This is a genomic window from Caballeronia ptereochthonis (assembly GCF_001545075.1).
Lineage (GTDB): Bacteria > Pseudomonadota > Gammaproteobacteria > Burkholderiales > Burkholderiaceae > Caballeronia > Caballeronia ptereochthonis.
Map to the genome: position 1 here is coordinate 195,194 of NZ_FCOB02000010.1, position 24,640 is coordinate 219,833.

Annotated in this window: 18 protein-coding genes and 3 pseudogenes; 7 read left to right on the forward strand and 14 right to left on the reverse strand. The window is 63.4% G+C overall.

What is annotated here, in order from left to right:
- The first annotated feature begins 59 nt into the window (after nucleotides 1-59).
- The 4 genes from AWB83_RS13135 (at nucleotide 60) to AWB83_RS13150 (ending at nucleotide 5,436) form a co-directional block, all read left to right on the forward strand.
- The gene (locus AWB83_RS13135) at nucleotides 60-953 is read left to right on the forward strand and encodes a LysR family transcriptional regulator (RefSeq protein WP_374729105.1); all 894 of its coding nucleotides are present in this window, start codon (nucleotides 60-62) and stop codon (nucleotides 951-953) included.
- 355 nt (nucleotides 954-1,308) lie between these two features.
- Complete coding sequence (locus AWB83_RS13140) at nucleotides 1,309-2,118, forward strand: enoyl-CoA hydratase/isomerase family protein (RefSeq protein ID WP_087045878.1); 810 nt, start codon at nucleotides 1,309-1,311, stop codon at nucleotides 2,116-2,118.
- Between the two features lie 163 nt (nucleotides 2,119-2,281).
- Nucleotides 2,282-3,691 (forward strand): MmgE/PrpD family protein, encoded by a 1,410-nt coding sequence (locus AWB83_RS13145; protein WP_087045880.1) that lies wholly within the window; start codon nucleotides 2,282-2,284, stop codon nucleotides 3,689-3,691.
- Nucleotides 3,692-4,011: 320 nt separating this feature from the next.
- Nucleotides 4,012-5,436 (forward strand): MmgE/PrpD family protein, encoded by a 1,425-nt coding sequence (locus AWB83_RS13150; protein ID WP_087045882.1) that lies wholly within the window; start codon nucleotides 4,012-4,014, stop codon nucleotides 5,434-5,436.
- A 222-nt stretch (nucleotides 5,437-5,658) separates the two neighbouring features.
- On the opposite strand, the gene AWB83_RS13155 is transcribed toward AWB83_RS13150, so the two are convergent.
- From AWB83_RS13155 to AWB83_RS13185, 6 genes are all read right to left on the reverse strand, one after another.
- On the reverse strand, nucleotides 5,659-7,353 hold the full coding sequence (locus tag AWB83_RS13155) for an electron transfer flavoprotein-ubiquinone oxidoreductase (RefSeq protein ID WP_087045884.1): 1,695 nt from the start codon (nucleotides 7,351-7,353) through the stop codon (nucleotides 5,659-5,661).
- Between the two features lie 277 nt (nucleotides 7,354-7,630).
- Entirely contained in the window at nucleotides 7,631-8,812 is a 1,182-nt protein-coding gene (locus tag AWB83_RS13165; RefSeq protein WP_087045886.1) for a CaiB/BaiF CoA transferase family protein, read from the reverse strand.
- A gap of 223 nt (nucleotides 8,813-9,035) precedes the next feature.
- Nucleotides 9,036-10,988 carry an AMP-binding protein gene (locus tag AWB83_RS13170; RefSeq protein ID WP_167389105.1) on the reverse strand — a complete coding sequence of 651 codons (1,953 nt, stop codon included), beginning with the start codon at nucleotides 10,986-10,988 and terminating at the stop codon, nucleotides 9,036-9,038.
- 15 nt (nucleotides 10,989-11,003) lie between these two features.
- The gene (locus tag AWB83_RS13175; RefSeq protein WP_087045890.1) at nucleotides 11,004-12,209 is read right to left on the reverse strand and encodes an acetyl-CoA C-acetyltransferase; all 1,206 of its coding nucleotides are present in this window, start codon (nucleotides 12,207-12,209) and stop codon (nucleotides 11,004-11,006) included.
- A 90-nt stretch (nucleotides 12,210-12,299) separates the two neighbouring features.
- On the reverse strand, nucleotides 12,300-13,049 hold the full coding sequence (locus AWB83_RS13180) for an SDR family NAD(P)-dependent oxidoreductase (protein ID WP_087045892.1): 750 nt from the start codon (nucleotides 13,047-13,049) through the stop codon (nucleotides 12,300-12,302).
- A gap of 25 nt (nucleotides 13,050-13,074) precedes the next feature.
- The gene (locus AWB83_RS13185) at nucleotides 13,075-13,950 is read right to left on the reverse strand and encodes a MaoC family dehydratase (protein ID WP_087045894.1); all 876 of its coding nucleotides are present in this window, start codon (nucleotides 13,948-13,950) and stop codon (nucleotides 13,075-13,077) included.
- A gap of 238 nt (nucleotides 13,951-14,188) precedes the next feature.
- Here AWB83_RS13185 and AWB83_RS13190 point away from each other — a divergent pair, with 238 nt between their 5' ends.
- Entirely contained in the window at nucleotides 14,189-15,340 is a 1,152-nt protein-coding gene (locus tag AWB83_RS13190; protein WP_087045896.1) for an acyl-CoA dehydrogenase family protein, read from the forward strand.
- A gap of 66 nt (nucleotides 15,341-15,406) precedes the next feature.
- On the opposite strand, the pseudogene AWB83_RS13195 reads toward AWB83_RS13190, so the two are convergent.
- The 6 genes and pseudogenes from AWB83_RS13195 to AWB83_RS13220 form a co-directional block, all read right to left on the reverse strand.
- A pseudogene (locus AWB83_RS13195) lies at nucleotides 15,407-15,865 on the reverse strand (enoyl-CoA hydratase/isomerase family protein); the annotation flags it as partial.
- 120 nt (nucleotides 15,866-15,985) lie between these two features.
- Complete coding sequence (locus AWB83_RS13200) at nucleotides 15,986-16,672, reverse strand: nitroreductase family protein (protein ID WP_087045898.1); 687 nt, start codon at nucleotides 16,670-16,672, stop codon at nucleotides 15,986-15,988.
- Between the two features lie 134 nt (nucleotides 16,673-16,806).
- Nucleotides 16,807-16,980 (reverse strand): annotated as a pseudogene (locus tag AWB83_RS13205) (CoA transferase); the annotation flags it as partial.
- A gap of 166 nt (nucleotides 16,981-17,146) precedes the next feature.
- Nucleotides 17,147-18,313, reverse strand: coding sequence for an acyl-CoA dehydrogenase family protein (locus AWB83_RS13210; protein ID WP_087045900.1), 1,167 nt, complete (start codon nucleotides 18,311-18,313; stop codon nucleotides 17,147-17,149).
- 47 nt (nucleotides 18,314-18,360) lie between these two features.
- Nucleotides 18,361-18,564 (reverse strand): annotated as a pseudogene (locus AWB83_RS13215) (MaoC/PaaZ C-terminal domain-containing protein); the annotation flags it as partial.
- Nucleotides 18,565-18,593: 29 nt separating this feature from the next.
- A complete protein-coding gene (locus AWB83_RS13220; protein WP_087045902.1) occupies nucleotides 18,594-19,469 on the reverse strand; it encodes an HpcH/HpaI aldolase/citrate lyase family protein in 876 nt (291 codons plus the stop codon).
- A 534-nt stretch (nucleotides 19,470-20,003) separates the two neighbouring features.
- Between AWB83_RS13220 and AWB83_RS13225 the strand changes: the two genes are divergently transcribed.
- A complete protein-coding gene (locus AWB83_RS13225) occupies nucleotides 20,004-20,237 on the forward strand; it encodes a hypothetical protein (RefSeq protein WP_244197711.1) in 234 nt (77 codons plus the stop codon).
- Nucleotides 20,238-20,501: 264 nt separating this feature from the next.
- Here the strand turns inward: AWB83_RS13225 and AWB83_RS13230 are convergent, their stop codons facing one another.
- Nucleotides 20,502-21,170 (reverse strand): TetR/AcrR family transcriptional regulator, encoded by a 669-nt coding sequence (locus tag AWB83_RS13230; RefSeq protein ID WP_374729106.1) that lies wholly within the window; start codon nucleotides 21,168-21,170, stop codon nucleotides 20,502-20,504.
- A gap of 297 nt (nucleotides 21,171-21,467) precedes the next feature.
- Nucleotides 21,468-23,414, reverse strand: a complete 1,947-nt coding sequence (prpR, locus tag AWB83_RS13235) for a propionate catabolism operon regulatory protein PrpR (protein ID WP_087045955.1) — start codon at nucleotides 23,412-23,414, stop codon at nucleotides 21,468-21,470.
- Nucleotides 23,415-23,611: 197 nt separating this feature from the next.
- Here prpR and prpB point away from each other — a divergent pair, with 197 nt between their 5' ends.
- The gene (prpB, locus tag AWB83_RS13240; protein ID WP_087045906.1) at nucleotides 23,612-24,508 is read left to right on the forward strand and encodes a methylisocitrate lyase; all 897 of its coding nucleotides are present in this window, start codon (nucleotides 23,612-23,614) and stop codon (nucleotides 24,506-24,508) included.
- Nucleotides 24,509-24,640 lie beyond the last annotated feature (132 nt).

Consider the following 24,640-nt stretch of genomic DNA (forward strand, 5'->3'; position numbering starts at 1 on the left):
CCGATGACTTTTTCTACTCGCTGATGAACACCGTCCAGACGCTGCTGTCGAGACTGAGAATGAAACAGCTTCAATTGCTGATCGCCCTCGACGAGCACAAGTCGCTGCACAAGGCGGCCGCCGTTCAGGCCATCACGCAATCCGCCGCGAGCAAGGCGCTGCATGAACTGGAGACGATGTTCGAGGCCGAGCTCTTCGACCGCTCGGCGAGCGGCATGATTCCGAACCAGTATGGCCGGCGCGTGATCGAATACGCGCGGCTGCTCACGACGGACCTGACGCTGCTCTGTCAGGACATCACGGACATCAAGTCCGGCCGTGGCGGGCGACTCGCGATCGGCGCGATCATGGGGGCGATACCCGCCGTCGTCGTGCCGGCGCTGGAAGCGCTTCGCGAGAATCTGCCTAACGTGTCGGTGGAGATCGTGGAGGATACGAGCGCGCGCATGCTGTCGCAGCTTGACGACGGCCGTCTCGACCTGGTGATCGGCCGCTCGGCCGTCAGCGCGCAGCCTTCGAAGTATCGCTATGTGAAGCTGGCCGACGAGCCGCTGTCGGTGGTGATGGGCTATCGGCATTCGACGAGACCGCGCGGCAATATCGCCATACGCGACCTCGCGCACTGCCAGTGGGTCACCTATCCGAGCAAGATGCCGCTGCGCGAACTGCTCGAACGCGAGCTGGATCTCGCCGGTCTCGACATGCCGCTGAACACCATCTCGACGGCGTCCACCTTCGTCACGGTCGCGCTGCTGAATCAGGGCAAGGATCTGGTTTCGCTGCTACCGACCGACATCGCCGAGCTGTTCGCGCAGCACAAGATGCTCCGCATCCTGCCCGTCGACCTGCGATCGTCATCCCAGACCTTCGGTATTGTGACGCGCAAAGGCAGCGTACTTTCACCGATGGCGGAACGGTTCATCGAGTTGCTGATGGCGCGGGCAGGAAGGTAAGGCGATGCCCTGAGCGTAACGGATCGATGCATCGGGATTGTCCGTTCTGCCGTACTGCCTCTTTCTGCATTACCGCGAATGCAGTCGCGCCCGGCCCGATCGGCACTGAACTGCTGCGCTCGGCACGGCCGGGAGATATCGCACGGCTGCGGGCGGCAATCTAACGGCAGCGCAAGTACAAACATGCGTGATGCTTGCCTTCAACCGCCATGCCCAAGCGGGTTTTCACCTGATTCAACACTCGAATTCACCAAAGTACGGAACGTCCGCGGTGCACACGTTGCGCCACCTGCCGTCGGCGAGTTCAATGGATCAGCAGACCCCGCCATCGTTCAAATCATCCCTGGAATCACGCATGCAATACAAAGACTTTCAGTTCATTCTGTTCGACCGCCAGCCTGACGGCGTATTGCTCGTGACGCTCAATCGTCCGGAGGTCATGAATGCCACGAACAACAGAATGCATTGGGAACTGAGCAAGATCTGGGGAGTGGTCAACGACGATCCCACGGTCAAGGTCGTCGTGGTTACGGGTGCGGGTGACCGGGCCTTCTCCGCGGGCGGAGACCTGTCTGTCGTGGAGGAGATGTCGAACAGTCAGGAGGCAACGCTGCGCGTGATGAAAGAGGCTTCCGACATTGTCTACAACATGCTGGCCTGCGATAAGCCCATCATCTCCGCGATCAACGGGACGGCTGTGGGCGCGGGCCTCGTCGTGGCGCTCCTGGCGGACGTGAGCGTCATGGCGGAGGACGCACGCCTGACCGATGGACACGCTCGTCTGGGCGTGTCGGCGGGCGATCACGCCACCATCGTATGGCCGCTGCTGTGCGGCATGGCGAAGGCCAAGTATTACCTGATGACGGCCGACTTCGTCGATGGTAAGGAAGCTGAACGTATTGGCCTCGTGACTTTCTGTGCGCCACGCGCCGCAGTGCTCGCCAGGTCGCTTGCCATCGCCGCGAAGCTGGCATGCGGGAGCCAGACCGCGATTCGCGCGACCAAGAAGTCGCTCAACAACTGGATGCGCATCGCCGGGCCTGTCTTCGACAATTCGCTCGCCATGGAGATGCTGTGCTTCCTGGGACCGGACGTCAAGGAAGGGCTGGCTGCGCTGCGCGCCAAACGTCAGGCGGACTTCCCCTCTGCTCGGTTGCCCCGGTAGGGAACGGACGCCGGGACCGGGCATCCTTTGGCCTTGTACCTCAGAACGAAGACGTCATTCAATCCATGACCGAAATCGTGGTCGCTGCTCGGTTCAGGCACGGGCAAGCCACACATCAGCACGATGGACAGACCGTGCAAAGCATAAGAATGGAGATTGAAGAATGACGAAGTTTGCCCAGCAGGGGGTCGAGGACCCGATGGCTACTTTGTGCCGCATGGCGCTGCAGACCCAGTACGCCGACCTCCCGCCCGACGTGGTGCGTCACGTCAAACAAACCCTGCTCGATGCCATGGGTGTGACCATCGGCGGCTCGGCGATGGAAGGCATCGCCGCTATCGTGTCACTCGTGAAAGAGCGCGGGGGCAACCCGCAGACGCCGCTGCCGTTCTATGGCGGGCGCGTGCCTGCGAACGAAGCGGCACTCGCCATGGGTCCGATGCCGCGCGCCATGGACTGCGGCGACCTGCATGAAGAGGCCGGCCACGTCACCGAATACGTGGTGCCGACGTTGCTCGCGGCGACCGGCCTGCGGGGCAAGGTTTCGGGCAAGGAGTTTGTGGCGGCGATGGCGGTCGGTCAGGAGATTCTGGTGCGACTGGGGACCGCCTATAGAGTCATCAACCGCGCGATCAAACACCATGAATGCGGCGGTCACTACATCTTTGGCGCTGTGGCTGCGGTGGGTAAGCTGCTGGGGCTGACGCAGGAACAATTGGAAAACGCCCAAGGCATCGCGCGCACCATGACGCAACCCAACACCATGGGCATCTACTCGCCAGCCACGCTGATGGTGCGCATGCATCACGGTCTGGTGAGCCAGGCTGCCATCACCTGTTGCCAACTGGCTCAGCGCGGCATCACGGGGCCGCGCGCAGAGGTGCTGACCGGTCCCAAGGGCTTCCTCGCTACCGCGCGCTGGGAGACCGATCCCGGGTTCATCCTCGACGCGTTGGGTGAGCGCTGGGAGCTGGAGAACATCATCACCAAGGGCTATAGCGCGTGCTACTTTTCGCATTCGTCCATCGACGCCATCCGCGAGCTGACGAAGGAACACGAGTTTGGCGCGGACGACATCGCCAGCATCCACATCGAGACCTCCACGCCCGGCTGGCGGGCCGTGTGCGAGCCGCAAGAAAAGAAGTGGAACCCCGTCACGGTCCCCGAGTGCCAGTTCAGCCTGCCCTACGTGGTGGCGATCGCCGCTTTCGACGACAAAGTGTTCCTGGAATCGTACAGCGACGAGGCGCGTGCCCGGCCCGAGGTGCGCGAGTTGATGACGCGCATCACCGCCGAGGAGAATCCTGGTGTGTCGGATTGGGGCGCGCGCCTCACCGTCAAGCTGCGTGGCGGACGTGAATTGAGGAAGGAGTGCATCTACGTGAAAGGGCATCCAAAGAATCCGTTCACCGAAGCGGAATTCATCGCCAAGTTCAAGCTCTGCGTGCCCTATTCAGCCATACCGCTGGCTCAAAAGACAGTGGACAACTTGATCAACGACATCTTGCACTTCGAGGAAGTGGATGACGTGGTTAGTGTTCTGCTCGACCCGCTGGTGCCGCCAGAGAGCTAATGGCGAGCGAGCCGGAATTGTCTGCTACCGAAGCAGATTCCAGCCCCTCGCCATTGACGCGAATAGTCTTGGGAGACTGCATGAATTCGCTTGAGCAAGTCACGATGGAAAAGTGTTTCGACGCCTGGTGCCATTCTTCGTCCGTCGGATCATGAATGAGGCCATCACGGCCACGCTGATATCGATGGCCTTGTTGCGCTCGTTGCCGCAAGCATTGCGCTATCGATGAACGGACAAAGCCGTATCTACCGCCACGCTTGAATCGACACGCACCGGAAAATGCGAGGACCTGCCGGCATTTGACTTTCAAGGAGACAGCCATGACCGCCACACATAAAACCCTTTCCTCCGCGCCAGCGAATTGCCCCCCACTGGAACAAGCCGTGGTGCGCTTTATTCGGGACCTGAAATATGAACACCTCGACGCTCGCGCACATGCTGGGTTGAACCGGCTGATGCGCGATCAGGTCGCGCTGCAAGTCGGCATTTCGAAGATGCCTTGGTCCGAGCAGTTGCTGAAGTACGCCTCGGCCCAGCAGCGGCCGGGCAAGAGCCGCGTCAGTGCCTCGACGCTGATGATGAGCGCCGCGGATGCCGCCTTCGTCAACGGCTCGTATGGCCATGGCTTCGAATACGACGATGCGCACGGCCCCAGCTACAGCCACCCGGGCAGTTGCGTGATCCCGGCCGCGCTGGCTATCGGCGAAGAGCTCGGCTCCTCGCTCGAGGAGGTCATCACCGCGATGGTCGCCGGCTACGAGGTCTACACACGCATCGGCTTGCTGGCCGCGCCCGACCTGCTGCAGCGCGGCTTTCACCCGCACGGCACGCTCTCGAACTTTGGCGCTGCGGCAGTCGCCGCCAAACTGCGCGGGTTCGACGCCGAGACGACGCTGCATGCGCTGGCGATCGCGCTGAGCCATGTCTCGGGCACCACCGAATACACCTCCACCGGCGGCTCCATCAAGCGCATCCACGCCGGCATCGGCACTCGAAACGGCATCGCGGCTGCCGACATGGCCAGGGCTGGCATCACGGGACCGCGCGCGTTCCTGAGCGGCAACAAGGGGTTCTTCCGGACCTTCCTGCAGCGTCCGGCAGGTGAAGCCGCCGAGCAGCGCTTCGCGTCGGAGCGGCCCTTCGAAATCGGTACTGTCTGGCTCAAGGCCTATTGCGCCTGCTATTGCACGCATGCCTACATCGACGCGCTGCGCCCCTTCGCGGCGCGCCGGAACGAGATCGCCGACGTGCATCTGAAGATCACCCCACACTTCAACGTCGTTGTAGGCACAGCCAACGCCAATGCCTACGAGCCCAGGAACATCGAACATGTGCAGTTCAGCCTGCCGATCCAGGCGGCCTTCACGCTGTCGGGCAACGGCAACGGCTACCGGATCCACCGCGACTACCTCGCCGGCAAGGTCGACATGGCGCCCGTCATCGACATGGCGCGCAGCATCCGGATTACCGAGGAGCCCACGCTGGAGAAAGACTATCCGGGCAAATTCGTGGCCGACGTGACCGTCACCTTCAAGGATGGTAGCTCCGGGCATGTGTTTGTAGAAGACCCGATCGGTAGCGACACGAATCCAATGCCCGAACACGAGCAGGACGCGAAGTTCATGGAACTGACCACTGACGTATTGGGTGCGGCTCGGGCTCGGAAGCTGCTGGCCGCACTACGCGCGATGGATCCCGACATGAAAACCGAAGAGCTAACGAGCATGTGGACCATTGAAGGCTGACTGTGCGAGCGCGTCGCGGCATCGGACATCGGTGTATCTACCGCCGTCCCCGGGCGGGCTTGATGGACTCACCGTCACGCACGCGCTTCCTCACGCCCCTGATGCGGGGCATGAGGGAATCGTGTTCAGCACCACCAACTTGTCGGGCGGGCGCCGAAGCAGCGCGTGGGGCATGTCTTCCCACAAGATGACCCACGCACCGAGAACCGTTGTTCCTCGTGTCTACATGCCCGAGTAGTTGGGCCCGCCTCCGCCCTCTGGCGTGACCCAGACGATGTTCTGTGTCGGGTCCTTGATGTCGCAGGTCTTGCAGTGCACGCAGTTCTGCGCGTTGATCTGCAGTCGCTTGCCGCCATGGGCCTCGTCATCCACGAATTCGTAGACGCCGGCCGGACAATAGCGCGCCTCGGGCCCTGCGTACGTGGACAGGTTGACGTTCACTGGCACGTCGGCATCCTCAAGCGTCAGATGCGCGGGCTGGTTTTCCTCGTGATTCGTGTTGCTGATGAATACACTGGAAAGACGGTCGAAAGTCAGCTTGCCGTCGGGCTTGGGGTAGAGGATAGGCTGGCACTCGCTGGCCGGCTTCAGATATGCGTGATCGGGCTTGCCGCGGCGCAAGGTCCAGGGAATGCGGCCGCGCAGTACAAACTGCTCGAATCCGTTCATCAACGTGCCCGCCTTTAGGCCGTACCTGAACCAGTTCTTGAAGTTGCGGTCCTTGGTCAACTCGCTGTACAGCCAGCTGTTTTCAAAGGCTTCGCGATAAGACACGAGTTCGTCGTGCCGGCGACCCGCCACGACAGCCGCGAAGGCGGCTTCTCCCGCGAGCATCCCGGTCTTGATGGCTGCGTGGCTCCCCTTGATGCGACTCACGTTGAGGAAGCCCGCGTCGCAGCCCACTAACGCACCGCCTGGAAACACGAACCGCGGCAGAGCATTGATGCCGCTGGCGTTGATGGCGCGCGCACCATACGACACGCGCTTGGCCGTGATCTCGCCCTTGTCGTCTTCGAAGTAGTAACGGATGCTGGGGTGGGTCTTCCAGCGCTGGAATTCCTCGAACGGGCTCAAGTAAGGGTTGGCGTAGCCCAGCCCCGTGACGAACCCGACTGCGAGCTTGTGATCCTCCAGATGGTAGAGGAAGGCGCCGCCGTAGGTCTTGTTATCCATCGGCCAGCCGGCTGTATGCACGACGAGGCCGGGCTTGTGGCGAGCGGGGTCGATTTCCCACAACTCCTTGATGCCGAGGCCGAAGCTTTGCGGGTCGCGTCCGGCGTCGAGTTGGTAGCGCGCGATGAGCTGCTTGCCGAGGTGGCCGCGTGCGCCCTCCGCAAAGATGGTGTACCGGCCATGCAGCTCCATGCCGAGCTGGAAGTTGTCGGTGGGCTCGCCTGCCTTGTCGATGCCCATGTTGCCTGTGGCCACGCCTTTGACCGAACCGTCCTCATTGTAGAGCACCTCCGCGGCCGCAAAGCCAGGAAAGATTTCCACGCCGAGCGACTCCGCCTGGTCGGCCAGCCATTTAGTCACCGCTCCGAGACTGATGATGTAGTTGCCGTGGTTCTGCGCGAATGGCGGAAGAAAGATCTTGGGCACACGCGCAGCGGACTTCTTGCCGAGGAACACGTAGGCCTCGTCCGTGACGGGCTGGTTCAGCGGCGCGCCGCGCGCCTTCCAGTCGGGCAAGAGTTCGGTCAGCGCCTTGGGGTCCATGATCGCGCCCGAGAGGATGTGCGCGCCGGGCTCGGAGCCTTTTTCCAGCACCACCACCGAGACATTTCGGTCTTTTTCCGCCGCCAGTTGTTTGATGCGTATGGCCGTGGCCAGGCCGCCGGGGCCGCCACCCACGACCACCACGTCGTACTCCATAGACTCACGGGGGCCGTACCGGGCCAACAAGTCTTCGCTATTCATCGTGTTTTCTCAGTGATACTGGCCCAAGCGCCTGAACCATCGCGCTGAGCGTGCGGAAGGAACTGGTCGCGCAAGGTCACGGCTGGACGATCCTTCCAGCGGTGGGCGTCTCGCAGGAAGTCGCGAGGGGCATCCTGAGCTCGGCCCCGTTGGCATCGGCGGAACTCGAGCGCACCATCGTGCTCGCGGCGCCCGTCCGGTGCGTGGTCGGGGTGCTGCTGGACTGCGTCAGGACCACGTTCGAAAATAGCCGTCGACCCGATGCACTCTGGCTCGGTCAAATAATTTTCCGAGCCCTCAGATCGACGATCGCCTTCGCATCGACGCCGATATCGGCCAGGATTTCGTCCGTGTGCTCGCCCGTCAGCGGCGGCCGGAACCGGATTTCGGGCGGCGTTCGCGACAGCGACACAGGCGTGGCGAAGATGGGAACTTTCTTCGGCGCGCCGGGGTAGTCCATCCAGCGAATCACCTCGGCGGCCTTGATCGTCTCGTCCTGTAGCACCTGCCGCGGCGAATTGACGGGACTGGCCGGAATGCGCGCTTGTTCCAAGGCGTCCAATGCCTCGGCCAGCGTTTTGTCCGCGCACCATCCGGTCATCACGTCGCTCAGCAACTCGCCGTTCTCACCACGCAAGGTATCGTCGGCGAAGCGAGGGTCGTCGAGCAGATCCGGGCGCCCGACGAGCTGGGTCCAGCGTTGGAACATGGGGCGGCCGATGACCTGCGTGATGAACCAGCCGTCCCTGGCCTTGAAGATGTCGGAGGGCGCGTAGCCGGACGCGCGGTTGCGCATGGCGTGGCGGTCCAGACCCAGCAACGCTTCCTCGATCAGCGCGCCGCTAGCCATGTTGAGACCCGTGCACAGCAGCGATGCGCTCACCTCCTGACCGATCCCGCTGCGCTGGCGTTCGTAGAGCGCCAGCATGACGCCCAGCGCACAGGAAAACGCCGTGGCGAAGTCCACTACGGGCACCATGGCCTTTTGCGGCTGATCGGGCGTGCCCGCGATGTGCACTGCGCCGCTCAGCGCCTGGCCCACACCGTCGAAGCCCACGCGGTCGCGCACGGCCTCGTTGTTGCCGAAAGCGCTGGAGGCCACGAGGATGATGTCGGGCTTGATACTGCGCAGGCTTTCATAGTCCAGCCCCAGGCTCCTGAGCGTGCGCGGCGGCATGTTGGCGACCACGACGTCGGCGTTCGCGACCAGCTTGCGCACGATTTCGCGACCCTCGGGGCTGTCCAGGTCCAGTGTCATGGAGCGCTTGTTGCGGTTGACCTGCAGGAACAGCGCGCCCTCGCCCTGTTCGGTCACGGGCACGATGAAGCGGTCTTCACCGCCGCCCACGCGGTCGATGCGGATGACGTCGGCGCCATAGTCGGCGAGCAGTGCCGAGCAGAACGGTCCGGCGATGAAGCGGCCGAAATCCAGAACGTTGATGCCTTCGAGTACTTTCATCTTTTCTTTCGCAGATGGATCGGCAAGACGCAATGTCGGCGACCGATCATGTTGAATTCCGACGTAGCGCCGCGAGCAGCGACCAGCCCATGGGTGAGAACGCAATGCCTACCCGCACGTCGTACAGCGGATATCCCGGGTGCGCGAGCGACTGGGCGATGCGCAATGAGCTCCCACGGACAGGCTGTCGGCGTAGTGAGCGGCTGGCATGGTCTTGCGCAGGTCAGGCAGTGGTCGCTGCGGCGCGCACTTCGTCGAGCGCGGCCGGATTGTCCAGCGACGACAGATCGCCCGGCGGCAAGCCGCAGTACACACTGCGAATCACGCGGCGCATGATCTTGGAGCTCCGCGTCTTGGGCAGCTGTTCGACCACATGCACGCGACCGGGCCTGAAGGGCCGGCCCAGGCGCTTGTCGACGTGGCCCGAGACGATAGCCTCCAGATTGGCGCGCACAAGGCTGGCGTTCGGCTTGGGCACCACGAAGACCACGAGCTTCTGGCCCTTGTCGGCGTCCGCTACGCCGATGGCCGCCGCCTCGGCCACATCGGCCAGTTCCAGCACGACTTCCTCGACCTCGGCCGGGCCCAGGCGCTTGCCGGCGACCTTGAGTGTGTCGTCGGAGCGGCCCATCATGAAGTAGTTGCCTTCGGGCGTACGCAGCGCCAGATCGCCATGCACCCAGACACCGGGCACGGTCTGCCAGTAGGTTTCCAGGTAGCGCTCGTCGTCGCGCCAGAACGATTGTGTCATGCCCACGAAAGGCGCGCGGATGGCCAGCTCGCCCACCTCGCCGGTCACGCTGTGGCCGTCGGGATCGACCACGTCTACGGCTACGCCGGGCGAGGCGGTGTTGAAGCCGCTGGGTGGAATCGGGCGGATCGGAACGCTCGCCAGGAGCGCGCCCGAGACCTCGGTGCCACCCGTATAGTTGATGACCGGCGCCGCACCATCGCCAAATCGCTGCAAGAACCAGTTGAAGTGCTCGGGCGCGATGCCTTCGCCCGCCGTGATGAGCAAGCGCACAGTGGAGCGATCGCCTTTGAGTGCAAGTTCCTCGTGGCTGGCCATACCACGGATGAGCGTGGGCGCGGAGCCGAAATGCGTGACCTGATGACGCTCCACCACTTGTGACATGCGCGACCAGTCGGGGTAGTCGGGCGCACCGTCATAGCAAACGAGCGTCGCACCGCGCAGCAGCGCGCAGCCCAGAACTAGAGTGCCCGCGATCCAGCCCATGTCGGCGGGCCAGCAATATACGTCGCCGGGATGCACGTCGAAGTGGATCAGCGAGTCGTGTGCGATCTTGATCGGGAAACTGCCGTGCGTGTGCACGACGCCCTTTGGCTTGCCCGTGGTGCCCGAGGTATAGATCACCATGAATGGCGTGTCGGGCGTGACGGTTACGGGTGCCGTGCCTTGGCCCGATGCCGCGGTCGCGGTCTCGTTCCAGTCCAGGTCACGCGCATCCCCGGCGGCTTCCCCCTCGCCGCGCTTCCAGATCACGTGCTCGAGCAGCGGCAACTGGCGCCACGCTTCGCGTAGCGCCCCTTGCACATCCACGCGTTTGGTACGGCGCGAGAAACCCGTAGACGCGATCACCATGCGCGCTTCTGCGGCTGACAGCCGGGCCACGATGGCGTCGATACCGAAGCCGCTGAAGAGAGGCACGACCAGCGCGCCCAGATGCACGATGGCCAGCAGCGAAATGGTGGCCTCAATGCCGTTCTCCATCAACAGGCCAATGCGGTCGCCGTCTTTCAGGCCGCGCCGTGCGAGGCCGGCCGCAAAATCGCGCACGCGCTGCTCAAGCTCCGCATAGGTCAGCGCGCTCACGCTGCCGTCCTCGCGCTCGGCCACCACGGCCTTTTGCTGTGCGGTGGCTGGATTTCGCGCCCACGCGTAGATGGTATTGACCCAGTTGAGCCTGCCGCCGGGGAACCAGCGCGGAAACTGCTGGCCGCGCGAGAGGTTCACATAGCCCTTGGGCGGCTCGTCCCAGACGATGCCGCATTCACGCATCACAGTGTTCCAGTAGCGTTCGGGCTCGGCAATCGACACGCGCATCAGTTCCTCATAGGAGGGCACGTCCAGCGCGCGGATCAACTTCACAATGCCGGAGTTCCGCAGCTCGCGCTCGCCGGGCTGCCACACGTTGCCCGATTCAGGATGGGTCATGATCTGTCTCCTGCCTCACGCGCGTTCGAAAATCATGGCGATGCCCTGACCACCGCCGATGCACATCGTTTCCAGGCCATAGCGGGCCTTGCGGCGCTGCATTTCATGCAGCAGCGTGCTCATGATGCGAACGCCCGTGGCGCCCACCGGGTGACCCAGCGAAATCCCCGAGCCATTCACGTTGAGCCTGTCCTCCAGCGCTTCCATGGAACTCCCCCAGCCCTTCACGCAAGCGAGCGCCTGGCAGGCAAAGGCCTCGTTGAGTTCGATCAGCTCCATCTGATCGAATGTGAGGCCCGTGCGAGCCAGCAGCTTCTGCACGGCAGGGACGGGCCCGATGCCCATGCGCGCCGGGTCACAGCCTGCTGCCGCCCAGCCGACCAGCCAGCCCATGGGTGCGAGGCCCAGTTCTTCAAGCTTGTCCTCGGCCACGATCAGGCAGGCAGCGGCGGCATCGTTTTGCTGGCAGGCGTTGCCCGCGGTGACCACGCCGTCCTTCATGATCGGCTTGAGTCTGGCCAGGCTCTCCGCCGTAGTCTCACCGCGCACGCCTTCGTCCTTGCTCATCACCACGGGATCGCCCTTGCGCTGCGGAACGCGGACGGGAACGATTTCCGCATCGAACAGACCATCCGCGAGCGCCGCGGCCGCGCGTTGATGGCTGCGCGCGGCGAAGCGGTCAGATTGCTCGCGTGAGATGTCATACTCGCGCGCCAGCGTCTCGGCGGTTTCGATCATGCCGCTGATGCGACCGAAGCGGCTTTCGGGCTGCGAGCGCTCGCGGCCACGATCCAGACGGTCGTGCATCTTCACCGTGCCCGCGCGCTTGCCCCAGCGCATGTCGGTGGTGTAATACTCGACGTTGCTCATGCTTTCGACTCCGCCTGCCATCACCACGTCGGCTGCGCCGGTTTGCACCATCATGGCCGCCGTGGCCAGGGCTTGCACGCCACCGCCGCAGCGCCGATCCAGCTGCATGCCTGCGACCTCGATCGGAAAGCCCGCCTGCAACGCCACCCAGCGCCCGGTGCACGGCGTCTCGCCGCTCGCATAACTCTGCGCGAAGATCACGTCGTCGATGCGCGCAGGGTCGAGTTGCGTGCGCTCCACGATGGTCCGCGCCACGGTGGCGCCCAACTCCTCGACCGGAACTCCCTTCAAAGCCCCGCCGAATGCGCCCACGGGTGTGCGCAGCGGGGAGACGATGGCTGCTCGTTTCATTTCCAATGCCTCTTGAACGTCATGAAGAATCGGCCGCCATGGCTCGCGTGTCGCGCGCCGGCAGCTGTCGTTTTTGATGCCGCCGCGCGATCAGCCGTAGCGGCCGCCCGTCACATGCAGCACCTCTCCGCTGATGAAGCCGGCGCACTCGCTGGCCAGGAAGGCGACGGCGTCGGCGACGTCCTCGGGGCGTCCTGCGCGCTTGATCGGCTGTGCGGCCACAGCGCGCTCCTTGATGGTCTCGTAGGTGGCGAGCGCTTGCACCATTTCCGTGTCCATGAAGCCAGGGGCCACGCAATTCGCCGTGATGCCGTAACGGCCCTCTTCCATCGACAGCGCCTTGGCCATGCCGATCAGACCGGCCTTGGCCGCCGAGTAGTTGGCCTGCGTGGGATTACCCAGATGAGCGCGCGAGCTGATGTTGATCAGGCGGCCCCAACCTTGCCCGATGAAGTGCGGCATGACGGCTTTGGCCGCCAGGAACGCGCCCTTGAGCATCACCGTCATGACAAAGTCCCAGTCTTCCTCGCTCATCTTCACAAGGTACTTGTCGCGCGGCGCACCGGCGTTATTCACCAGAATGTGTACACCACCGAAATGCGCCACGGTTTCATCGACGAGACGCTGCACGTCGCCTGCCTGGGTGATGTCGCCCACGACGCAATACGCGGCCAGCCCGTCGTCCCGCAGCGCCTTGGCCGTGCCTTCCGCCAGTTCGCCATTGATGTCGGTGATGACGACCCTGGCGCCCTCTTGCGCGAGCCGCCGCGCGGTGGCGGCGCCCAGGCCGCGCGCCGAACCGGTGACGATGGCAACCTTGCCGGTTAAACCCAGGTCCATTTGTTTCTCCTCGAAAGAATGGTGTTCAGCGCAGATCGACCCGCGCATTGTTCAAAACGACCACGCCGCGTTCCATCGCCGTGACGCGCAGCGATACCGTGCCGCCACGCACCCACATCTCGGTTCGCAGCGTGTCCCCCGGCCAGACCGGCGCCGTAAAGCGCACACGCATGCCGGCAAAGCGCGTCTCGTCGTAATCCAGCACGGAGCGCAGCACGGCGTGCGCCGCCACGCCCATCGCGGCCATGCCATGCAGAATGGGGCGCGGGAAGCCGGACGCAGCCGCCACCGCGGGATCCGCATGCAGAGGATTCCGGTCGCCGCTCAGGCGATAGATCAGCGCCAATTGCACGGGCGTGGCCAGTTCACATACATGGTCGGGCTCGCCTTCGGGCATGACATGCGCCACGGGCGGTGCGCCGGCGCTGCCGCCCGCGCCGAAGCCGCCGTCGCCGCGCAGCAGGCTGAGTTGCGCCACGGTGGCAAGCAGCTGGCCGGTTTCGGCATCGGTGATCTCTCGCGTCTGCTGCAGCAAGGCACCCTTGCCTTCCCCTTTGTCCCAGAGACCGGTGACGCGGGTCGCGCCCTTGACGCGGCCGCTCGCCGGCAAGGGCGCATGGATATGGATTTCCTGCTCGGCATGCAGCACCTTTTGCCAGGTGATGCCGGTATCCGGCTCACGCGCCCAGAAACCCGGGTAGGCAAGCACATTCGCCATGGTCGGCATGGCGCGCAGCGATCGGCCGTCCGTCCCTTCGTAGACATAGCGCAACTGCCGCGCATCGAGCGGGTCGGCGCCCAGGCCCAGACCCAAGGCGTATAGCTCGGTATCTCGCAGCGAAAACGCGTGTTCGATCATGGGAAAAGGACGTCCCAGCAAGTGAGCGGGATTGATAGGCATGGCGTTCAAGACAACTGAAATAACATGTCGACACGATGAGACCGGTGCGTTTCACGGTCAACGGATCGGCATGGTCCGTTCCGTACCTTGGTACACGCCGGTCAGTGATTCCTTCACCAGTGTCAATGCCATCCTGGCCGCCGCAATTCCAATTTCCGGAACGCCTTGCGCCAATCCGTTGCCTCCCGTTCCTGGCAAGCGCAGCATGGCATCCTCATCCATCGATCTGCACGCTGCCATGATTCGCGACCACGAAACGCTCAACGGATTGCTCGACACCATCGCCCGCTTCGTGCGAGAACGCCTCGTACCCAACGAGGAGCGGGTCGCCGAGACCGATGAGATTCCCGAGGACATCGTGACCGACATGAAGACCATGGGCTTGTTTGGTCTCACCATTCCCGAGCGCTTCGGGGGCCTCGAGCTGACCATGGAAGAAGAAGTGCTGGCCGTCTTCGAGTTGTGTCGCGCCTCACCGGTGTTTCGCTCGCTGCTGGGCACCACGGTCGGTATCGGTTCGCAGGGCATTCTGTTCGATGGCACGCCGGAGCAACAGGAAAAGTACCTTCCGCGTCTCGCGACGGGCGAGCTGATCGCCTCCTTCGCGCTGACCGAGCCCGAGTCCGGTTCCGACGCGGCCTCGCTGCGCACGACCGCCATCAGGGACGGTGACGACTACGTGGTCAATGGCACCAAGCGCTTCATCACCAATGCGCCGCATGCGGGCATCTTCACGCTGATGGCGCGTACCAATCCGGACGACAAGGGTTCGAGCGGCATCTCGGCCTTCATCGTCGATGCGGGGACGCCCGGCATCAGCTTCGGCAAGCGCGACAGGAAAATGGGCCAAAAGGGCGCCCACACTTGCGACGTGATCTTCGAAAACGTGCGCGTCCCCGCCGCCAGTCTCATCGGCGGCAAGGAAGGCCAGGGCTTCAAGACTGCGATGAAAGTGCTGGACAAGGGCCGCATCCATATCGCCGCGGTTTGCGTGGCGGTGGCTGAGCGCATGCTGTCCATGGCCCTGTCCTATGCCATGGAGCGCAAGCAGTTCGGCCAGCCCGTCGCCGAGTTCCAGCTCGTACAGGCCATGCTGGCCGACAGCAAGGCCGAGATCTACGCGGCACGCAGCATGGTGCTGGATGCCGCGCGCCGGCGCGACGACAAACTGCCCGTGAGCACCGAGGCTTCGTGCGCCAAGTTGTTCGCCTCCGAAATGTGTGGTCGCGTGGCTGATCGCGCAGTGCAGATTTTCGGCGGCGCTGGCTATATGGCCGAGTACGGCATCGAGCGCTTTTACCGCGACGTGCGGCTGTTTCGCATCTACGAAGGCACGACGCAGATCCAGCAGCTCGTCATTGCCCGAAATATGATCCGTGAGGCGCAGTAACTCACGGTCGCATCATCGAGGATGTCAGCGTCACATGTCGAGCTGGGGGACCGCTGCTGCCGAAGGCTTGCGCGGCAACCGCTGGGAACTGCCTCCGCTGGGCAGCAAGTTGCGACGTATGTGCTCGTCGCCAAGCTGCGCTGCGTCATCGGCGATCATCAGGTCGCAGGCCGCCGCCAGCTCGAAGCCACCCGCCACGGCGTAACCGTTGATGCTGGCCAGCACGATCTGCGGCGCCGACTCCAGGCGCTCGTAGGTGTCCTGCATCAGGTCCTGGTGGTTCATATGGGCTGCGCGGTCGGCCAGCACGCCGCTCGCGAGCCACTTGAGGTCGTTGCCGGCGCAGAAGGCGCTGCCGCTACCGCGGATCACGAGCACCTTGACCTCGTCGCCAGCCGCCGCGCAGTCACGCACCGCATCGTTGAGGTCCTGCAAGGTGGGGCCGTCGAGCGCGTTCATGCGCTCGGGCCGGTTCAGCGTCAGGCGGCGCACCTGCGGCGCGGGGTTGTCGATCAGCAATGCCATGGTGCTCCCCTATCTGCTCTGTCTTGCCGGTGACGACCAGCGCTGCGCAGGTGATGAGGCTGCGGGCGCGCTTTGAAGCTCGCTGGGCCGCGGTGTTCCTGTCACGCATGCGCGCGTTGCTCAGGCAAAGCGCGCCAGATCGTCCACGCCGGCGCGCGTAGTGCGAAACCGGTTGACGGGGTGCTCGGCCTCGGCATAGCCAAACGAAATGCCGCAAATCATGTGCTGCGTATCGGGGACGCCAAAATACTCGCGCACGAAATGCGCGTGGCGAGCCAGCGCCCCTTGCGGCGTGGTCGCGACGCCATGGGCATACGCCGCAAGCAGGAAGGAAGCGACAAAGCCGCCCGCATCCACGAGCGCATACGGCCCCAGCTCCGCGGGCACCGTGACGATGGCCACGTGCGGCGCATCGAACATGCGGTAGTTGCGGAGGGCCTGCTGGGCGCTGCGCTCAGTGTCCCCTGGACCGATGCCCAGCGACGAATACAGTGCAATGCCCGCGCCGCGCCGACGCTCGCCATAAATGCCCTTATAACCGGGCGGAAACGGCAGATCGGATTCGGTTTCCGGATGGCTCCGCACGCGCCCGATGAGCGCCTCGCGGAAACGCTCCGTGCTCTCCAGGGTTTCGGTGATGACCAACTGCCAGGGCTGCACGTTGCACCACGAGGCCGAACGGCTCGCCATGCCAACGATGCTGCGGATCAAGTCGGCATCCAGCGCCTTGTTCTGATAGGCGCGGCAGGTAGAGCGGCCGCTCGTCAAGCGATCAAGGGCGGCGAGATCGGAAGTCTGCGATGTCATGTCGGTAAAGTCCTTGCCTGTTCCTTGGTCCTTGGGGGAGACGTGGCGGGATCGGCGAAGAATCGGTGTTCGGCGATGCGCCATAGGTTGGACACGTTCGTCCAAGCAACCTGTCCGGCGCTTCAGATGAAGGTGCCCTCTTCTCCCACGTACAGAGGATTGTTGCGCGCGATATCGCCGCCACCGGGCGATTCGCCACGAATCACTTCCGCGCCCAGGCCGCCCAGCAACAGCGATCCGCAGGGCCCAGCCAAGGCCACGGTCAAATCGAGAACGCGAATACCTTCCAGGGGTCTTGCAGCTGCCATGCTCGTCTCCTGAAACCTGGCCGGCCGACGCTCGCTGGCAGGCTTCTGTTCGGGAAACTGGCGGCTGTCAATGGAGAAATCGACAGGCGCCAGCGCTTTTTTTCGTCAGGCGTCAAGGCGAAGTCGAAGCCGGTTCCGCCCGGAAAAAATGGGCGATACGCCTTGCTCAATAAGACTTCGGCAACCCGAGCTTGCGCTCTGCGATGTTCGACAGGATGAGCTGAGGCGTGACGGGTGCGATGTAGCCGATCCAGGCCTCGCGCATGAACCGTTCGACGTGATATTCCTTTGCGTAGCCGAAGCCGCCATGTGTCAGGATCGCGGTCTGGCAGGCGTTCATGCAGGCCTCCGATGCCAGCAGCTTCGCCGCGTTGGCCTCGGAGCCACAGGAGAGCCCCTTGTCGTAAAGATCCGCGGCCCCGAAGACCATGTGGTTCGCCGCTTCCAGCTCCGCCCAGTTGCGGGCCAGCGGATGCTGGACACCCTGGTTCTTGCCGATCGGGCGGCCAAACACCACGCGGTCCTTGGCGTATTGGGTCGCGAGCTTGAGCACGGCACGGCCGATGCCGATCTGCTCGGCGGCGACCAGCACGCGCTCGGCGTTCATGCCGTGGAATATGTAGCTCAGGCCCTTGCCTTCCTCACCGATCAGCGAGTGCCTCGACACCGGCAGGTTGTCGATGAAGAGTTCGTTGGTGTCGACCGCGGCGCGGCCGAGTTTGTCGATCTCCCGAATCTCGACATGGTCGCGGTCGAGCCTGGTGTAGAACAGGCTCAGCCCCTCGCTGTGCTTTCTGACCTCCTCGATCGGCGTGGTACGCGCGAGGATCAGCATATGGTCGGCGACCTGCGCGGTCGAGATGAACACCTTCTTGCCCGAGATCAGGTAGTTGCCGTCGGACTGCTTCTTCGCCACAACCTTGAGCTTGGTGGTGTCCAGTCCCGTGTCCGGCTCGGTGACCGCGAAACACGCCTTGTTCTCGCCGCGAGCAAAGGGCGGCAGCCAGGCCTTCTTCTGCTCTTCCGTGCCGAAGTGCACGACCGGCTGAAGGCCGAATATGTTCATGTGGATGGTGGACGCTGCCGCCTGGCCGCCGCACTCGGCGACAGCGCGCATGAACAGCGCCGCCTCGGTCACACCGAGATTCGCTCCGCCCACATCCTCCGGCATACAGATTCCCAGCCACCCGCCGCTGGCTACGGCTTCGAAGAACTCGTGCGGAAACTCGTGATTCCTGTCCTTGTTGCGCCAGTAATCGAGCGGGAAGTCCGAGCAAATTCTTTGCGCTGCATCGACAATGGCGAGGTGATCGGCGCTGAGTTGGTAGTCCATGGCTAAGTCTCCTGCAGATGTGAAATCGAGCCTTGTCGGCGGGACGTGGCATCCAGCGCCAGCAGGAACATGCTGTTCAAGAGGCGCTGACCGTACATGGTGTTCCTGCTGTACTCGTCGTCGATATGCAGCGGCGCGCAGTTGTAGGTCATGGCCGAGAACAGGATGTTGTCGGTCTCGGTCACGGTGCGGCGGATGGCATGCTCGATCACCATGCCGGGCTTGAATTCTTCGAAATGAAGGCCTGCCATTTTCTTTCTCCTGGCGTTCCGGATACCGATCAGCTGTTGAACGACTGCGCGAGTTCGATGATTTCGCGCGCCGTCTTTGCATGGGCAATATCGATGTGCTCGCCGTCGTAGATGCAGGAGGCGCGACCTTCGGCCCGTGCCCTGTCCAGCGCGTCGATCATCCCTTGGTAAAAGGCAATCTCTTCCCCGGTGAGGCTGTAGGTGTGGTTGACGATCTCGACGTTGGAGGGATGCAGCACCAGCTCTCCGCTCATGCCCAGTTGCCGATCGTTGGCCGAGGAGATTTTGAGCCCCTCGAGGTCGTGCACCTGCTGCCAGACCCCGCCGATGGGCAGCTTGCCCGCGGCGCGCGCAGCCATGACAATGCGCGACTTGAGATACTGGGTTTCACGACCGCCCAGCGACCAGACCGTCTTGAGCGCACGTGCCACGTCCGCGTGCTTGGCCGTGGCGCCCACGATGGCGGGCACGCGTTCGTGCTGTGCGATTTCGTAGGCCAGTTGCAGCGAGCGGGCGGTCTCCAGCAGCGGAATCACCTTCGTGTGACCTACCTGGACGCCTGCTCGATATTCGGCCTCGGCCAACATGGACGAGACGGTATGGATGTCTTCAGGGCCGCAGGGCTTGGAGATCACGATGCCTTCGACCACCGGGCTCACGATGGCCAGGATGTCGTCGAAGTCGTACAGGTGCGCGCTACGGTTGATGCGCACCCAGACACGCTGCTTTTGCTCAGCCAGCCAGGCCAGCTTCGACTTGACGATCTCCCGCGCCTCGACCTTCTGGGCCGGCGGCACGCTGTCCTCCAGATCCAGGATCAGTGCATCGGCTTTGGAGTTGATGGACTTCTCAATCCAGGTCGATTTGTTGCCCGGAACAAAGAGGAACGAGCGTATGGGTTTCATCTGCGTAGTCGTGACTGTCTCGGGCTGTTGATGGTTTCATCTTACGATCGTTTTTTACCTAACGATTGGTAGTTAGTTTGTCCCTCATCGGGCAACACTGTCATTGGGGGTTTACGCCAACCCACCACTGGCTCGACTCGCTCGGCACATGGCGTTTCCCATCCAGTCGACGGCCGCCGGATCGGGCACGTCCGCACTCCCTCTGCGAGTCCGGCTGGCTCATGGATAACACCCATGGAACATCGCCCGAACACACCACAAACTAACAAACATTAGATAGCCCAAAACCACGGAATCGTGCATGCCGATGTTGCCGACTCGATGCACATCGCGCAGGGCACGGGTTTTCAGCCCGGCCCGCGGGAGGACGACCGGCATGAAGCCATCACCACGCTTGAATGATCTCTTCGGAGGAGAAGTGAGCAACGCCACGAACAAGATGCCGTCCGACGGCGTCAGCGCCAATGCGGAAGCGCTAGCGCGGCCGTCCCCGGATCGGGTCCTGCGGCTTTGCAGCTCGTCGCACCGAGCCGCATGCGCGGCACCGTCGGCGCCATCTATTCGTTCGTCGCGCAGTTGATCGGCTTCGGCGCAGGCCCGACGCTGATTGCGCTGATTACCGATCATGTGTTCCGCAATCCGAAGATGGTTGGACATTCGATCGCTATCGTGTGCGCCATCGCGTCAGCGCTCGCGGCCTGGCTGCTGCTTACCGCGCTGCCTCACTATCGGCACTTGCTGGCCGAAGAGCAAGCGGCACAGGGATGATGGGACGTCGTGCCGGAGTGAGGCACGGGACAATCGTGTGCTATGCGGATGCGTTTCGTTGTATTACTCGAGAGCGGCGGCCTCGGAGTCCCAGGTTCATCGCCGCAGGTCGCGACGCTCATGCGCTGAATATAGAGAGGCCGCGACGCAGGACACACGATCGCAGGAAAACGCAACGACGAGCTCGGCGAAGCGGCGCTGCACTTCTTGCTGCATCATACGCACGCCAGTTGAACACCCGCATGCGCGCAAGGCGCGCCGGGCTCAGGATGACGCGGCCAGTTCCTTCCTGCGGCCGCTGCGCCGCCGCTTGGCCGCTGGCTGCACGCCCTCGAAGAACATCGTGATGAACTGATCTGCGACCTTGTCGAGCGATCCCTTCTTCGGATCGAACCAGGTCTGGACCGAATTGATAAAGCCGAGGACGAAGACGCGGCACAGCGCGATATCGACGTCTTCGCGCAGAAAACCTTCCTTGCGCAGATCGTCGAAGACGGTTGTCCATAGCCGCTGGTGCCGCTCGCGCCGCTTGATCTGGCGCTCTCGCACCTTGTCCGGCAACTGGCTCAGGAGGCGGCCGTGTGCAAGCGCGTAGTCGCCGAACTTGATCAGGGCGCTCATCTGTCCGACAAGTGCCGCCTTGAATCGGTCGTCGGCGCCCGCGTTGGCGGGCAGCGCATCGAAATGCTCATTGATATGCCGCACGATGCTGTCCGCGCCGTGCTCCATCACAATATCGACAAGCTCTTCCTTCGACGAAAAGTGATAGTAGATGCTGGCGGCCTCGATGCCAGCCTGGTCGGCAATCGAGCGCATCGTCGTTGCCGTGTACCCTTGCGTCGCAAACGAGCGCGCCGCCAACCGGAGCAAGGTCTCCCGGGTATCCACGCTAGGGTTTACATTTCGTTTTCGCACGTCGGTGTCTCGGGTCAACGCTGTCTTTTTTCGGCGCGGTTCGGGCGCCCGCCGCTCAATCTAATGTTCGTTTGAAAGATTATCCTATTTCTAACGCGCGAGCCAGGGCGTTCACAGTACGGAACCACTAGCGGCCGCGCGTTGATACGCCGCGTGCGCCGGCGAGAGCGCGATCGCGAGTCAACACTCAGCACGAACGAGAATCCGGCAAGGCCTTGTGCTCCTGTCGACCAACCGTGCTTCAATTGCGGCGGCTTTGGACTCGCATGCAGCGACGCCGAACGTGAGCCTCACATGCTCCGTCGTCCTCGGCCGTCAACGCTTCGGGTTAAGCCTCCGCCACAATGTCGTTTTGCTGATGCCGAGCGCCTTGCATACCGCTTCACGATCGCCTCCGAACGCGGCCAGCGACGCCCGTACCTGATCGGCTTCGACAGAACGGCCCAGGTCGCGCAGAGACCGCGCGACGTTGGCCTGCGATTCCGCTTCAAAGATCTCAGGCGCAATCCCTTTTAGCTCATCCAGCGTCAATGCGACAGGTCGGCCGTTCTCGACGTCCAGGTCTGTGATTTCAACGGCGATGCGCTCCATGATGTTCTGCAACTCGCGAACGTTTCCGGGCCATGGATAGCGCTGCAGCGCATGTGCCAGCGGGGTAAGTATCTGAGCCGCTACGTCGCGGCTGCGCACACGTGTCGCAAGCGCCCTTTCACGCTTTGCCGCTCGCATCAGCAAGTCCGTCGCCAACGGCAGTATGTCATTGGAGCGAGCCCGCAACGGCGGTAACGCGATGCTCAGAATATTGATGCGATAAAAGAGATCGGCCCGAAACGATCCGTCGGCGACACCCGCGGCGAGCGTGCGATGCGTCGCGGCAATCACGCGGATGTCGACTCGCGTCGGTTCCGTGGATCCGAGGCGTATGACTTCTCTTTCCTGCAGCACACGCAACAGGCGGCTTTGCAGAGCGGGGGGCATCTCGCCGATTTCGTCGAGAAACAACGTTCCGCGATGCGCTGCCTCGATCAGTCCAGCCTTGCCGCCTTTGCGCGCACCCGTGAATGCGCCCTCCTCATAACCGAACAGTTCGCTTTCGAGCAACGCCTCGGGGAAGGCGCCGCAGTTCATCGCGACGAACGGAAAATCCTTGCGGCGGCTCAGGCGATGCATGCTCTGCGCGACCATCTCCTTGCCTGTGCCGCTTTCGCCGAGAATCAACACGGTGGCATCGGATTTCGCGTACCGGCGTACGAGCGCCCTCACGCGCTCCATGGACTCCGACTCGCCCACGACGTCCTCCAGGCGATAGCGCGCGACGAATTCCTGCGCGCCCTGGCGCGAGCGCAACGATCGGTCGAGCCGCTCGACCGCGCGCGATTCCTGGAAGGTGAAAATCGTGCCGCCCGATGCGCCGTCGCCCGCCAGCGGTCCGCGATGGATCGCGTAGCTCACGCCGCGCACGGTGCCGAATACATCGCCGTCGGCATCGGGCAGCACGCCATCGAGCTCGGGGGCGACATCGAGCAGCGCACGACCGACGGCGCGCGATGCATCGGCGATGCCGAGCGCGGCGGCCAGCCGCCGATTGACCGCCTCGATGCGCCCGCCCGCATCGACCGCGACGACGCCATCGCGAAGATGCTGCAGCAGATTGTCGAGGCGATTGCGCCGCGCGACTTCGCGGCGCATCGCCTGAGCGACTTCGAGCGCGGTCTCGAACGCGGCGACGACGGACGTGCGCGAGTACAGAAACACTGAACTCATGCCGGCGTCGGCCGCCAGGTCCGCGACCAGGCCCGGGCCAACCACGACGTCGACGCCCCGATCGCGCAGGTCCAACACGAGACTCTCCGCGTCCTGCGCCGAGCGATACGATTCGCAGATCATGTCGATGCCGTACGCGGCGAGGAACCGGCGTATTTCCCCGGGCGTATCGCCGTGCGTGACGAGCGCGACGCTCGCTCCCTCGCGCCGCGCCTTGGTGAGCGCGTGCATTACGTCGAAGCCGGTCGGGCTGATGACAACGACCGGCACCGACACGCGGCTCTTGAGATAGGCGCCATTCGAGCCGCCTGCCACAACGACATCGGGCCGATCGTCGTACGCGGATTCAATGCTGCTCGCAGCGTCCTCGAAGCCGAGCGGAACGACGTCGAGTTCGGCGCGATCGGCATACGCGCCGGCGATATCGATGAACAACTCTCTCAACCGGCTGATGCCGACCGCCCAGATACGCGGGCGTGACACGGTGTCTGTTTCCATGGCCATCTGCGTGAAATGAATCAACGAAGCGCCCTCAGTATGCACCGCGCATTTCATGACCGGAATGGGTGATTTCAACTATGAAATCAATCGGGAAAGCCGTAAATTGCGTTTTCAAGCAAAATCAAAGGCTTACAACAAAACAGCATCCTGGCAAGATAGTTGCATTAGAGGGCGCACTTTTCCGGGAGACAAATGTGAGTTCCGATAATCAATCCCCACGTACCGCGGGCGCGCGGTTCCGCCAGGCCCTTCGCGAGGAATCCCCCCTGCAAGTCGTCGGCGCGATCACCGCCTACGCCGCGAAAATGGCCGAAGCCGTCGGCTTCAAGGCGCTGTATCTGTCGGGCGGCGGCGTCGCCGCGAACTCGCTCGGCATGCCCGATCTCGGCATCAGCACGATGGAAGACGTGCTGATCGATGCGCGCCGCATCACGGATGCAACCTCGCTTCCGCTGATGGTCGACATCGACACCGGCTGGGGCGGCGCCTTCAACATCGCGCGCACGATTCGCTCGTTCATCAAGGCGGGCGTGGCGACGGTGCACATGGAGGATCAGGTCGGGCAGAAGCGCTGCGGCCATCGTCCGGGCAAGGAAGTCGTGCCGACCGGTGAAATGGTCGATCGCGTGAAGGCCGCCGTCGATGCACGCACCGACGACTCGTTCGTCATCATGGCGCGCACCGATGCCGCCGCCGCCGAAGGCATCGACGCCGCGATCGAGCGCGCCGTCGCATATGTCGAAGCGGGCGCGGACATGATCTTCCCCGAGGCGATGAAGACGCTCGACGACTATCGCCGCTTCAAGGCCGCCGTGCGCGTGCCGATCCTCGCGAACCTGACCGAGTTCGGCTCGACGCCGTTCTTCACCGTCGACGAACTGAGGAGCGCGAACGTCGATATCGCGCTGTATTGCTGCGGCGCGTATCGTGCGATGAACGCCGCCGCGCTCAACTTCTACGAGACCGTGAAGCGCGACGGCACGCAAAAGGCAGCCGTCGAGACGATGCAGACGCGTGCCGACCTCTACAAGTATCTCGGCTATCACGCCTACGAGGACAAGCTGGATCAGCTTTTTGCGGCACAGAAATAACCTTTGTAATGGAGACGATTCGATGAGTGAAGCAGACAACAGCACCGCTACGAGCGGCGGTTTCAAGCCGAAGAAATCCGTCGCGCTGTCGGGCGTGACGGCGGGCAATACCGCGCTGTGCACGGTCGGCCG

Coding starts and splice junctions, on each gene's coding strand:
- AWB83_RS13135 (WP_374729105.1), top strand. CDS start 60: ATGAAACAGCTTCAATTGCTGATCGCCCTCGACGAGCACAAGTCGCTG.
- AWB83_RS13140 (WP_087045878.1), top strand. CDS start 1,309: ATGCAATACAAAGACTTTCAGTTCATTCTGTTCGACCGCCAGCCTGAC.
- AWB83_RS13145 (WP_087045880.1), top strand. CDS start 2,282: ATGACGAAGTTTGCCCAGCAGGGGGTCGAGGACCCGATGGCTACTTTG.
- AWB83_RS13150 (WP_087045882.1), top strand. CDS start 4,012: ATGACCGCCACACATAAAACCCTTTCCTCCGCGCCAGCGAATTGCCCC.
- AWB83_RS13155 (WP_087045884.1), bottom strand. CDS start 7,353: ATGAATAGCGAAGACTTGTTGGCCCGGTACGGCCCCCGTGAGTCTATG.
- AWB83_RS13165 (WP_087045886.1), bottom strand. CDS start 8,812: ATGAAAGTACTCGAAGGCATCAACGTTCTGGATTTCGGCCGCTTCATC.
- AWB83_RS13170 (WP_167389105.1), bottom strand. CDS start 10,988: ATGACCCATCCTGAATCGGGCAACGTGTGGCAGCCCGGCGAGCGCGAG.
- AWB83_RS13175 (WP_087045890.1), bottom strand. CDS start 12,209: ATGAAACGAGCAGCCATCGTCTCCCCGCTGCGCACACCCGTGGGCGCA.
- AWB83_RS13180 (WP_087045892.1), bottom strand. CDS start 13,049: ATGGACCTGGGTTTAACCGGCAAGGTTGCCATCGTCACCGGTTCGGCG.
- AWB83_RS13185 (WP_087045894.1), bottom strand. CDS start 13,950: ATGCCTATCAATCCCGCTCACTTGCTGGGACGTCCTTTTCCCATGATC.
- AWB83_RS13190 (WP_087045896.1), top strand. CDS start 14,189: ATGATTCGCGACCACGAAACGCTCAACGGATTGCTCGACACCATCGCC.
- AWB83_RS13200 (WP_087045898.1), bottom strand. CDS start 16,672: ATGACATCGCAGACTTCCGATCTCGCCGCCCTTGATCGCTTGACGAGC.
- AWB83_RS13210 (WP_087045900.1), bottom strand. CDS start 18,313: ATGGACTACCAACTCAGCGCCGATCACCTCGCCATTGTCGATGCAGCG.
- AWB83_RS13220 (WP_087045902.1), bottom strand. CDS start 19,469: ATGAAACCCATACGCTCGTTCCTCTTTGTTCCGGGCAACAAATCGACC.
- AWB83_RS13225 (WP_244197711.1), top strand. CDS start 20,004: ATGCGCGGCACCGTCGGCGCCATCTATTCGTTCGTCGCGCAGTTGATC.
- prpR (WP_087045955.1), bottom strand. CDS start 23,414: ATGGAAACAGACACCGTGTCACGCCCGCGTATCTGGGCGGTCGGCATC.